This window comes from Bradyrhizobium sp. Arg237L, assembly GCF_029990105.1.
In the GTDB taxonomy this organism is placed as follows: Bacteria; Pseudomonadota; Alphaproteobacteria; order Rhizobiales; family Xanthobacteraceae; genus Bradyrhizobium.
On sequence record NZ_JAQMIL010000030.1, the window covers coordinates 86,086 to 97,676 of the forward strand.

Genomic DNA, 11,591 nt, shown 5'->3' on the forward strand with positions numbered 1-11,591 from the left:
CATCAATGTAAGGTTGTAAATAGATATCAGTCTTATCAACGGCTTGATATTTGCAGTGCTATGCATGGTGCCATGCTTATGCCGCAGCCTGCGCGCGTTTCCTCAAGAGTTCCGCGGCGATCTTCAGGTCTTCGACAAAGCGTTGATATTCCCGCGCTTTCGCATCCTCATCGGGCAGCCGCAGCAGATAGGAAGGATGCACCGTCACCAGCGCCTTCACCTCGTCGTCGAGATCGATCAGCCGGCCGCGGTTTTTGCCGATCGGCGTGAGCTTGTTGAACACGCATTGGGCAGCGGTCGCGCCCATCGCCACCACCAGGTCCGGCTTGATCGAGGCGAGTTCCCGCTCATACCATTGGCGGCAGGCCTTGATCTCCGGCGTATTCGGCTTCTGGTGCAGGCGGATCTTGCCGCGCGGCACAAATTTGAAATGCTTCACCGCATTGGTGATGTAGACTTTCTTGCGGTCGATGCCGGCCTCTTCGAGCGCGCGATCGAGCATTTGTCCGGCGGGACCGACGAACGGTTTTCCGGCGAGATCTTCCTTGTCGCCCGGCTGCTCGCCGACCAGCATCACCTGTGCGCTTTGCGGGCCTTCGCCGAACACGGTCTGGGTCGCGTGCTCATAGAGATGGCAGGCGCGGCAATCGGCGGCTTCCTCCCGCAGCGCACTCAGACTATCGGAATGGCGGATCATGGCGGGTTCCGGTGGCGTGGCGCTTTCGCTTGCGGGTTTAATCGTCAAAGCCTCCGGCAGGTTCCGCGATTGCTTCGCTGCCAGCCGTGCCGGGTTGAAGATAACAGCGTAATGACGCTGCCAGATCTCCTCCAGCCGATTGCCTGCGGGCATCCCGGCCTCGCTGATGCCTGGCGTGATCGACACCGCATGTCCATCCCAATGCGCGCAGACATCTGATGTGAGGATCGACCAGGGCATGTCGGCAAAGCGGCTGGCGAAGAAGGGCGCGGCCAGTTCCACGACATGGTGCTGCGGCTCGAACCAGGCGACGAAATGTGATTTGTGCTCGCGCCCGATCTCGCGGAAGCGGATCGACGTCCGCATCCGCTGTGCCTCGTGATGCACGGCCTTCGCCATCGCATGGATACGCGCGACGTCGGGATCGTCAGCGACGTCGAGCAGGTCATGGTCGCGGCGCAGGCGCCACAACAGGCGATAGAGCAGGGCAAAGCGCTCGGCGTCGCGATGCAGGATCGCGGTTTTCGCCAGCTCGACGAATTTGGCCGGCACATTGAACGTGCCGTGCGGCGGCTCGAGCGGCGCTTCGGCCGTCGATGTTTCGGGCTGATCGGGCCCGTGGCCGCGCACCGTCCAGGTCACGTCGGCCGGCGTCACGTCGTTCAATACCAGCGTCCGCGCCGCCGAGCGCCAGCCGTCGAAATCAGTCTCGCTGCCCAGGATGATGTGGTGCATGGCACTTACTCTCCCTCCTGTCATGCCCGGGCTTGATCGGGTCATGAAGGTCTTGATCAATCCCATTGATTTCATTCATGAATTTATCCCGTTACCAATCCGATTGACTCCTCCCGCATAGTTGGCTTTATATTAGAACATACCATGAACAATTGGGCCAGCTTCTGGTTTCTCCCTTAAGCCAGCAGCGGCCCCGATATCTTCCTTAAGGAGCGGCGCATGACGAGCGCACGCCTGAGCACGCTTGCGTCCTTGCGCGGGCGCATTGAACGCATTGAGACATCCAATGAAGCGCATGCGCTGCAGCGGATCGCGCTGGGACATGCCGGCGCCGATGCGATGCTCAAGGGCGGGCTTGCGAGAGCCGCGGTGCACGAAGTGTTTGCCGAGGGCCACCAGGGCGCTTCCGCCACCGGCTTCATCGCAGGGCTCGCCGGCCGTCTTGCCGCGCGAAAGCCGCTGGTCTGGGTGCGGCAGGATTTTTCCGAAATCGAATCCGGCGCACTGTCGATGAACGGCTTGTCCGAGCTCGGCCTCGATCCGCGCCTCCTCGTCACCGTGCGCGCCGCCGACATCGACAATGCGTTGCGCACCACGGCCGATGCGCTCGCCTGCGACGCGCTTGGTGCCGTCATCATGGAAGTCTGGGGCGATGCGCGGCAGCTCGATCTGGTCGCCAGCCGCAAGCTGACGCTCGCCTCGCAATCATCAGGCGTCCCCGCGTTGCTGCTGCGTCTGGCGGCGACGCCGCTTCCGTCCACCGCGGAAACCCGATGGATCGTGCGCGCGGCGCATTCGCCGCCGGGCGCCAGTTGGAGCGCGTGGGGCGCGCCTCTGTTCGATGCGCAGCTCGTTCGCAATCGTCATGGCCCGGTCGGGCGATGGATCATGGAATGGAAATGTGATGAGTGCCTTTTCAGCGAACCGTCGGCGTATCCTCAGCCTGTGGCTGCCGCGCCTGCCCATCGATCGGATCAAGCGGCAACTGGCTCGCACCGCCTCGCCAGTTGAAACACGCGAGCTGTCCGAACTCCCTCTCCCGCAAGCGGGAGAGGTGGAAGTGCCGAGCGTTGTCGTCATCAAGGAACACAACGCGCTGGTGATCCACTCCCTCGACGACATCGCCGCGCGAAGCGGCCTGTCGGCTGGCCTGCCATTGGCCAATGCCCGCGCGATCTGCCCGGAACTGACGGTCTATGATGCCGACGAAATCGCGGATGCCAGGACGATCAACGACATCGCCGACTGGTGCGACCGCTTCACACCTCTGGTGGCGCTCGATCCGCCCTCAGGTCTCTTCCTCGATATCACCGGCTGCGCCCATCTGTTCGGCGGCGAGCGTGCGATGCTGCAGATCATCTGCGGCGCTCTCGCAAGACGCGGCTTTGCCGTCAGTGGCGCGATCGCGGCCACCTCGGTCTGCGCGCGCACGCTGACGCGGCATTCGTCAGGCAGGATCATCGAGGATGGTGCGGAAGCCGAGGCGGTCGCCCCTCTGCCGATCTCGGCGCTGGGAGCGGATGACGCCATCACCAAAGGCCTGCGCCGCGCCGGCTTGAAGACGATCGGCGATGTCGCCGCTCGCGCGCGCCACGAGATCGCGGCGCGTTTCGGCGCGGCCTTCACCACGCGGCTCGAGCATGCGCTGGGGCAGGGCGATGCGCCGATCAGCCCGCGCAAGCCATTGCCTGACTACATCGTCGAAAAGCGGTTTCCCGAGCCGATCACAACCGAGCCCATGATCGCGATGACGCTGCAGAACCTCGCTAAAATGCTGGTCCAGGCGATGGACAAGCAGGGCAAGGGCGCGCGGAAGCTGGAAGCAGGCTTCTTCCGCACCGACGGCGCGGTGCGCACGCTTGCCGTCGAGACCGGGCGCGCGGTGACGAAGCCCGAAGTGATCGACCGCCTGTTCCGCGAGCGGCTCGATGCGCTGAGCGATCCCCTCGATCCCGGCTTCGGCTTCGACCTGATCCGCCTGTCCGCTGGCCGTACCGAGATCGTGGTGCAGCAGCAGCGCGATCTCGATGCCCATGTCCATGACAATGACGAACTTGCCGCGCTGATCGACCGTATCGCCGCCCGCATCGGGGGCAAGCGTGTGGTCGTGCACCTGCCGGAGGACACCCACATCCCCGAGCGCGCAGCGCTTGCCGCACCGGCACAGCATCATCTGGCCGCGGCATCGCAAGCCGTCTGGCCCGCGCGCGCCGAAGGCGAGCCGCCACTGCGTCCCCTGCGACTGTTCGAAAGGCCGGAGCCGATCAAGGTGCCGTTCGCCACCGTGCCGGATGGACCGCCGCATCGCTTCACCTGGCGGCGCGCCACGCATCAGGTGATGCGGGTCGAGGGGCCTGAGCGCATCGCCATGGAATGGTGGCAGCGGGATGGGAAGGTGCTGACGCGCGACTATTTCCGCGTCGAGGACGAGCAGGGCCTGCGCTTCTGGATCTTTCGCGATGGCCTTTATGACAGCGAACTGATCGACGAAGACGGCAAGCCCGTTCCCGCCAACTGGTTCGTGCATGGGCTGTTCGCATGATGGAACCGGCGCCCGACTATGCCGAGATCGGCATATCAAGCCATTTCTCCTTCCTGCGCGGCGGATCGGATCCGCGCGCCTATGTGGCTCAGGCGAGCATTCTCCGCATCCCCGTGATCGGGCTTGCCGATCACAACACGCTCGCCGGCGTGGTGCGCGCCTACAAGGAGCTCGAGAACTCGGAACTCACGCACCCGCCAAAGCTCCTGATCGGTTCGCGTATCGTCTTCATGGATGGCACGCCTGATATCCTGGTCTATCCGCGCGACCGCGCGGCTTACGGCCGGCTGTGCCAGCTCCTCACCCGCGGCAAGCGGGGCGACGACATCGAACGGATCGAAAAGGGCGAATGCCATCTGAAGCTGAACGACCTGCTGGACTTCGCCGAAGGCCAGCTCCTGGTGTTGTCATTGCCGCATCGTTTCGAGATGGCCGAGGCGCTCGATCTGCTCGAACGCCTGAAAGCGAGCCGCACTGAGGGCGTGTGGCTCGCCGCAAGCCTGCTCTATCGCGGTGACGACAAGCGACGCCTGGCACGATTACATCATCTTGCGACAAAAGCCGATGTGCCGGTGCTCGCAACCAACGAGGTGCTCTATCACCATCCCGCGCGCCGCCCCCTGCAGGACGTGCTCACCTGCATCAGGGAGAAGACGACGATTGATGCGATCGGCAAAAAGCTGGAAGCCAATGCCGAGCGGCATATGAAACCTGCGCACGAGATGGCGCGGCTGTTCCGCGATTTTCCCGACGCGATCGCGGAGACCATGCGCTTTGCCGACCGCATCAATTTCTCGCTCGACCAGCTCAAGTACCAATACCCCGACGAGCCGGTGCCGCCGGGCAAGACCGCGCAGCAGCATCTCGAAGATCTGACCTGGGCCGGCGTCGACCAGTATTTCGGCGGTGATATTCCCGACCAGCTCCGCGCCACCTTGCACAAGGAGCTCGCGCTGATCGCCGAGCTGAAATACGCGCATTATTTCCTGACCGTGCACGACATCGTCCGTTACGCGCGCAGCCAGGACATTCTATGCCAGGGGCGGGGATCGGCGGCGAACTCCGCGGTCTGCTATGTGCTCGGCATCACTTCGGTCGATCCGACCAAGGTCGATCTTCTGTTCGAACGCTTCATCTCGAAAGAGCGATTGGAGCCGCCCGACATCGATGTCGATTTCGAGCATTCGCGGCGCGAGGAGGTGATGCAATATGTCTATCGCCGCTATGGCCGCCATCGCGCCGCGATTATCGCGACCGTCATCCATTATCGGCCGCGCAGCGCGATCCGCGACGTCGGCAAGGCTCTTGGATTGACGGAGGATGTCACCGCCGCGCTCGCCGACACCGTGTGGGGAAGCTGGGGCAAGGGCCTCAACGACATGCAGGTGCGGCAGGCCGGACTCGACCCGAGGAACGCGATGATCGGGCTCGCCGTCGATCTCGCCACCGAGCTGATCGAATTCCCGCGCCACCTCTCGCAGCATGTCGGCGGCTATGTGCTGACGCAGGACCGGCTCGATACCTATGTGCCGATCGGCAATGCCGCGATGGAGGATCGCACCTTCATCGAATGGGACAAGGACGACGTCGACGCGCTCAACATGATGAAGGTCGATGTGCTGGCGCTGGGCATGCTGACCTGTATCCGCAAGAGCTTTGACCTGATCGCGAAGCACAAGGGTGAGCGCTGGGAGCTTGCGACCGTCCCGCAGGACGACGAAAAAGTCTACGACATGCTGTGCCGCGGTGAATCGCTCGGCGTGTTCCAGGTCGAAAGCCGCGCGCAGATGAACATGCTGCCGCGGCTGAAACCGCGGACCTTCTATGATCTTGTCATCGAGGTCGCGATCGTGCGCCCGGGGCCGATCCAGGGCGACATGGTGCATCCCTATTTGCGCCGCCGCAAAATGAAACCCGAAGATATCGAGTATCCGTACCCCAAAGGCGGCAACAAGGATGAATTGCGCAATGTCCTGCACAAGACCCTTGGGGTACCGCTGTTTCAGGAACAAGCGATGCGCATTGCAATCGAGGCTGCGGGATTCACGTCAGAAGAAGCCAATGGATTGCGTCGTGCGATGGCCACCTTCCGCAACGTCGGTACCATCGGCAATTTCGAAGAGAAGCTGATCGGCAATATGGTCAGGCGCGGTTACGACCCCGTCTTCGCACAAAATTGCTTCGAGCAGATCAAGGGCTTCGGTTCCTACGGCTTCCCGGAAAGCCATGCCGCAAGCTTCGCGCAGCTCGTCTACATCTCCTCCTGGCTTAAATGTCATCATCCCGACGCTTTCTGCTGCGCGCTGCTCAACTCACAGCCGATGGGCTTTTATGCCCCCGCGCAGATCGTCGGCGACGCCCGCAAGAACGGCGTCGAGGTTCGCGAGATCGACGTATCCTACAGCTTCGCCCAGAACACCCTGGAAGAGCGCAGCGGCGACCATTGCGCCGTCCGCCTCGGCTTCCGCCAGATCGACGGCTTCAATTGGAAAGATCCGGACGAAGAGAGGCTGAAACAACAACAGGCGTTATTCCGGGAGGTGCCTGAACTCCCTCTCCCGCTTGCGGGAGAGGGCCGGGGTGAGGGTGTCTCCACGGGCGATATCTTTCGTGTGGAGAAAGCCCTCACCCGGATCGCATCTAGCGATGCGATCCGACCTCCCCCGCAAGCGGGGGAGGTGGAGCTGGAGCAAATTCAATCGTCATTCCGGGATGCGCCGTTAGGCGCAGGCCCGGAATCCATAACCACGATCGGGGGTATGGATTCCGGGCTCACGCCAAGAGGCGTGCCCCGGAATGACAGCGTGGAGAAAGCAGAAGACTGGGCCGACCGCATCGTTGCGGCGCGGCAGCGGCGTCCCTTCACCTCGCTGGAGGATTTCGCCCGCGACACCGGCCTGCCCAAGCGGGCGCTGATCCTGCTGGCGGACGCCGATGCCTTCCGCTCGATCGGCCTCGATCGCCGCGCGGCGCTCTGGGCGGTGCGGCGGCTGCCCGATGACGTCCCATTGCCTCTGTTCGAAGCCGCTGTTGCCCGCGAGCAGCCGGACGAGAACGCGAAACCATTGCCGCAGATGCCGCGCCAGGAACAGGTGGTCGCCGACTACCAGACCATCCGCCTGTCGCTGAAGGGCCATCCGATGGAATTCCTGCGCGCGATGTTTGCAAAAGAGCGCGTCGTGCCCTGCAAGGAGGTCTGCCATCGCAATGACCGCCGCCGTATCCGCTGCGCCGGCGTAGTGCTGGTGCGGCAGCGCCCGGGCAGCGCCAAGGGCGTGGTGTTCATGACGCTCGAGGACGAGACCGGGATCGCCAACATCGTGGTGTGGCCGAAGGTGATGGAGCAATACCGGAAAGAAGTGATGGGCGCGCGGCTGATCCTGGTCGAAGGCTATATCCAGAGCAGCCCGGAGGAGGTGACGCATCTGGTCGCGCAGCGCATGATCGACCGCTCCTACGACCTCATCGGTCTCTCCAACGACGCGTTCAGCGCCAAGCCCGCCGTGCCCGCCGGCCCGGCTTTGGTCGAACCTCTCAACGACGACCGCCGCGACCACGGCGAAAACTCCCCGCAAAGAATCCGCCACCCCCGCAACGTCCGCATCCTGCCGCCGTCACGCGATTTCCATTGAACTCCGCCGCTGTCATTCCGGGGCGCGCGTAGCGCGAACCCGGAATCCATTCGTCCACTTGTGCAAGTGGCGAAATGGATTCCGGGCTCGATGCTAACGCATCGCCCCGGAATGACTCCTCATTCCGGGGTGCCGCGACGCGGCGAGCCCAAAATCCATTCCGCAATGCACTTGGCGTGTCTTGGCGGTCTCGTCCCGAAGGTCTACCATGTCGAAAGTCAGTGCCGTTTTGGCTGCCTGGACTATCGTTCATTTGCAACGGGCGGGAGCTGACAATGAAGACGATTTTGGTACCGACCCAAAATACCCCGGCCATGACATCCGTGCTCGAAACGGCGGTGCTGCTCGCGCAGCGCACCGGCGCCTATATCGAGGGTGTTCCATTGTGGTTTGGCACGCCTGAGTTTGTCGTGGCGGGGCTGGCCAGCACCTATTCCATGGAAACCTATCGGGTGCGGCGCGAAGCGGAGGCGGCGGGGGAGCGCGAACTGTTCGAGACCTTCATGCAGCAGCACGGTGTTGCTGCTATGAAAACGACCGCGGACCGGCCCTGGTATAGCTGGTTTGCCGAGGTGCCGCCGGGCGAGGGCCTGGTCGGCAGCCATGGCCGCGCGTTCGATGTGATTGTGATGAGCAGGCCATCCGCTGCTACGGACCCACTCTATCGGCGGGCGATCGAGTCGGGACTGTTCGAAAGCGGCCGGCCTGTTGTGCTGTCGCCGCCATTAGCTCCGAAAGAGATCGCGACCAACATCATGATCCATTGGAATGGCAGCACCGAGCAGGCCCGCGCCAACGCCTTGGCGATGCCGCTGTTACGTCTGGCCGGACGCGTGACGGTGTTGACTGTCGTCGGTGGACAGGATGTGCCGGGTCCATCGGCCGATCAGGTGCGCAAGCAATTGCGGTATAACGGCATTGCCGCCGAGCCCATGAGCATCGAGCTGAACGGTCGCAGCACCGGCGAAGCGGTCCTCGCCACGGCCAAGGCGGAAGGCTGCGATCTCTTGATCAAGGGAGCCTTCACAAGGACCAGGCTGCGCCAAATGATTTTCGGCGGCGCCACCAGCCACATCATGGAGCACGCAGACTTGCCGCTATTGATGGCGCATTAGCGGAGGGGAAGCGCCGCGAATTCATCCCTCATCCCGAGGAGCCGCGAAGCGGCGTCTCGAGGGATGGGCCACGGGCTAGGCTGGGGCCTCATGGTTCGAGACGGCGCAAGAGCGCCTCCTCACCCTGAGGGTCTAATAGCGCGTGCGCTGCGCCAATGCGCCTTTGCGCGGCCTCACGAGGATGATCGACGCGGTGGAATCGGGGGAACCACCTGCAGATTAGGAAGATCCTCGGGGCGCAGCCGAAAAGCGGCGGGATATTTGTCCGGGTTCACGTTCTCCTTCGGCTCGGTCGATCTCCAGACATAGAGGCATGTCGGACAGCCGAACACAGTCCAGACCCCGGCGACGGGAGATTTGCTGCGCACCTCGATCTTGCCCGATCGACATCGCGGACATGCAGCCGGAACAGTGTCAGCGGTTGTCGCCGTCATTTCCGCATCTCCTTCGCCAGAGCCATGAGCTTGGTCCGCCACTGGTCGGTGTCCTGCGGCTTATCGAGTTCCTCGCCATAGTCGCCGCGGATATCAGGCGCGACCGGCGTGGTAGCATCGATGATCATCTTGGTCACGACACCGGCGGGGCTGCAGGCCGGATCCAGGAGATTCTCCGCGAGGTTCGGGATGGTCACGATGTCGCCCGCGGGGTTTACCTTCACCGATATTGCCCACATCACCTGCTTTAGATCGAACGGGTCGACTTTCTCATCGACAATGATCACGACTTTTGCGTATCCGAGACCATGGGTCGTGGTGAGCACGCGTAAGCCCACGTACTTGGCGAAGCCGCCATAGCGGATCTTTGTCGAGACGACGACCACCAGACCGTGGGTATAGAGTGCATTGACGGCGACGACTTCGGGAAACGTCGTCTTGAGCTGAAGGAAGATCGGCGCGCTCGTCGTCATCGCTTGCAGGAAGTCGAGCTCGGTCCAGGGCCGCCCCACATAGACCGCGTCGTAGACCGGGTCCTTGCGGTGCGACACGCGATCGATCTCGATCACCGGATATTTATGGCATCCCGAATAATAGCCGGGAAATTCACCAAACGGCCCCTCGGTCTCGCGCTGTCCGCACAGCAGGCGGCCCTCCAGCACATATTCGGATCCCCAGGGGATATCCAGGCCCTTTGCAGTCTTGACCACACGGTATGGCGCGCCTTGCATCACGGCCGCCATCTTGTATTCGAGCTGATCGTAGAGCAGCGGCGTCGCGCCCATCAGCGTGATGATGGGCTCGTTTCCCAGCGCGATCGCGACTGGCAGGTCTTCGCCGCGGGCTTCCGCATGAGCCATATGGATCGCGATATCGTGCTGCGGCACAGTCTGGATTCCGAGGCGATTCCGCCCCTTGACCTGCAGGCGATAGATTCCGACGTTCTCGACATTGTCATTATCCCAGTCGTCTAGGTCTCGGCTGACGGTGCAGGCTTTGTCGATGAAGTAGCCGCCATCGCCGCGGTTGAGACGAAACAGCGGCAGCAGTTCGTAGAGATTCACGTCCTTGTCGACGACGACGTCTTGCCAGGGCGCGCTCTCAACGCGCTCCAACGTGCCAGGATATTGCTGGAAGCGTCGGACGAACTCAAAGAACTGGTCGCGCATGCCGGCGTCTTTTTCCATGCCAAGCGCGAGAGCATGGTTGCACCATGATCCATGCACGTTCATGGCTACCCGAGCGCTGGTGTAGCCCGCGATGTTGTCGAAATAGATCGCGGGGCTGTCCTCGCCGATCTCTGTAAGGGCGCAGGCCGCGGCCGCGATGTCGGGTTCAGGAACAACCTGATCATGGATGCGCAGCAATTGCCGCTCTTGCTCGAGGACGGACAGGAATTCGCGAAGGTCCTTGTAGGCACGCATTTCTGCCCCCAACTGCTCAGATTGGTTTCAGGCGGCGCGTAACGCGGCAATCTGCCGTTGCCAACGCGGGAGTACGGCTTGAGGATCGCGCAGTGCAAAGGTGACGCCGCCTGTCACATCCGCGTATGGCGCGACATGCTGGCGTACTGACTCGACCTCTGCCTCAAAGAGCGCCAGCGGCACATCGGACGAGGAGTGGGCGAGGCAGCGACAGCGGAGCTTCATCTCGCAAATGCCGCCATCGAGTGAAAGCGCGATCGTGAGCCGTCCTTCTCGTTCAAGATTGGACGCCATGGTCGATTGCGGAAAAATCGCAAAGCGGACGCGGCCGGAAGGCATGATCACGATGTCGCCTGCACTGAGCAGCGCAGCGTGAGGCCATCCGTCGGAACCAACCGTCGAGAGACGCAGCGCCTGCGTTTTGGTCAGCAGCTCGGTGCCGTCAAGATAGCGGACCACCCCGTCTGGAATCCCGCTGCTGGTTGCGGGCGCCGTGTAGACGTGCTCGGCTTCCTTCATTTCACATCTCCCTCGGAAGTGATCCGCATTCCCTACGGAAATCGAAGGCGGCAGTTCGTTGAAGCGGCGCAGGATCGGTGCGCCCTGATTATCGCGCGCGTGTACGACCGAAGCCGCAGATGCGAGTTCGCGAGCGGATCGCCCGATTTGTTTGAGGAGTGTTACTTCTGCCCACAGGTCGCGAAGCGTAGCGAGCAGCCGTACACTGTACACGGCGCCGGTCGCCCCGGCTCATCGCTACGATGATGCGCATCGCTCTCGGTCCCAGAAGAGACAAGCGTGACTAGCTCAGCACAAAAGCTACTACCAAAGGCTGTCCCTTGCAACGGCGCCTGAATTGAGCGCGTGCTTGTGCCTAAGAACTGACTGCGCCTGCGAAAATTTGCCCGACGGGCAAATCACCCAAAAGTCTGTCCAGACTGTCAGCGAAAAATATTCCGCTTTCGCCGTCGGGCAAATCAGTGATTTAACTCCGCGCGTCTCACGGCGGATG

9 protein-coding genes are annotated in these 11,591 nt (G+C 62.5%); 4 read left to right on the plus strand and 5 right to left on the minus strand.

All coding sequences use genetic code 11. From position 1 onward, the window contains the following. Positions 1-76: 76 nt before the first annotated feature. Entirely contained in the window at positions 77-1,432 is a 1,356-nt protein-coding gene (locus OZ411_RS19885) for a UdgX family uracil-DNA binding protein (protein ID WP_282529317.1), read from the minus strand. 219 nt (positions 1,433-1,651) lie between these two features. Here OZ411_RS19885 and OZ411_RS19890 point away from each other — a divergent pair, with 219 nt between their 5' ends. The 4 genes from OZ411_RS19890 (at position 1,652) to OZ411_RS19905 (ending at position 8,721) form a co-directional block, all read left to right on the plus strand. Next, positions 1,652-2,443 (plus strand): DNA repair protein, encoded by a 792-nt coding sequence (locus OZ411_RS19890; RefSeq protein WP_130582061.1) that lies wholly within the window; start codon positions 1,652-1,654, stop codon positions 2,441-2,443. Further along, positions 2,337-3,974, plus strand: coding sequence for a DNA polymerase Y family protein (locus OZ411_RS19895; RefSeq protein ID WP_282529318.1), 1,638 nt, complete (start codon positions 2,337-2,339; stop codon positions 3,972-3,974). Before OZ411_RS19890 ends, OZ411_RS19895 begins: the two co-directional genes overlap by 107 nt. Further along, positions 3,971-7,606: an error-prone DNA polymerase gene (locus OZ411_RS19900; protein WP_282529319.1), complete on the plus strand. Its 3,636-nt coding sequence runs from the start codon at positions 3,971-3,973 to the stop codon at positions 7,604-7,606. Before OZ411_RS19895 ends, OZ411_RS19900 begins: the two co-directional genes overlap by 4 nt. A 221-nt stretch (positions 7,607-7,827) precedes the next feature. Then, positions 7,828-8,721, plus strand: a complete 894-nt coding sequence (locus tag OZ411_RS19905; protein WP_282529320.1) for a universal stress protein — start codon at positions 7,828-7,830, stop codon at positions 8,719-8,721. Positions 8,722-8,894: 173 nt separating this feature from the next. Here OZ411_RS19905 and OZ411_RS19910 read toward each other — a convergent pair whose 3' ends face one another. From OZ411_RS19910 to OZ411_RS19925, 4 genes are all read right to left on the minus strand, one after another. Then, entirely contained in the window at positions 8,895-9,155 is a 261-nt protein-coding gene (locus tag OZ411_RS19910) for a non-oxidative hydroxyarylic acid decarboxylases subunit D (protein WP_282529321.1), read from the minus strand. Beyond that, positions 9,152-10,579 carry a non-oxidative hydroxyarylic acid decarboxylases subunit C gene (locus OZ411_RS19915; RefSeq protein WP_282529322.1) on the minus strand — a complete coding sequence of 476 codons (1,428 nt, stop codon included), beginning with the start codon at positions 10,577-10,579 and terminating at the stop codon, positions 9,152-9,154. Before OZ411_RS19915 ends, OZ411_RS19910 begins: the two co-directional genes overlap by 4 nt. A 27-nt stretch (positions 10,580-10,606) precedes the next feature. Continuing rightward, positions 10,607-11,098, minus strand: a complete 492-nt coding sequence (locus tag OZ411_RS19920) for a hypothetical protein (protein WP_282529323.1) — start codon at positions 11,096-11,098, stop codon at positions 10,607-10,609. A 303-nt stretch (positions 11,099-11,401) separates the two neighbouring features. Beyond that, positions 11,402-11,591 (minus strand): hypothetical protein (locus OZ411_RS19925; protein ID WP_282529324.1); only part of this gene is annotated, 190 nt, incomplete at its 5' end.

Bases quoted from the DNA above. Each gene is read 5' to 3' on its own strand.
- OZ411_RS19915 (WP_282529322.1), bottom strand. From the start codon at position 10,579: ATGCGTGCCTACAAGGACCTTCGCGAATTCCTGTCCGTCCTCGAGCAA.
- OZ411_RS19895 (WP_282529318.1), top strand. From the start codon at position 2,337: ATGAGTGCCTTTTCAGCGAACCGTCGGCGTATCCTCAGCCTGTGGCTG.
- OZ411_RS19900 (WP_282529319.1), top strand. From the start codon at position 3,971: ATGATGGAACCGGCGCCCGACTATGCCGAGATCGGCATATCAAGCCAT.
- OZ411_RS19885 (WP_282529317.1), bottom strand. From the start codon at position 1,432: ATGCACCACATCATCCTGGGCAGCGAGACTGATTTCGACGGCTGGCGC.
- OZ411_RS19910 (WP_282529321.1), bottom strand. From the start codon at position 9,155: ATGACGGCGACAACCGCTGACACTGTTCCGGCTGCATGTCCGCGATGT.
- OZ411_RS19920 (WP_282529323.1), bottom strand. From the start codon at position 11,098: ATGAAGGAAGCCGAGCACGTCTACACGGCGCCCGCAACCAGCAGCGGG.
- OZ411_RS19890 (WP_130582061.1), top strand. From the start codon at position 1,652: ATGACGAGCGCACGCCTGAGCACGCTTGCGTCCTTGCGCGGGCGCATT.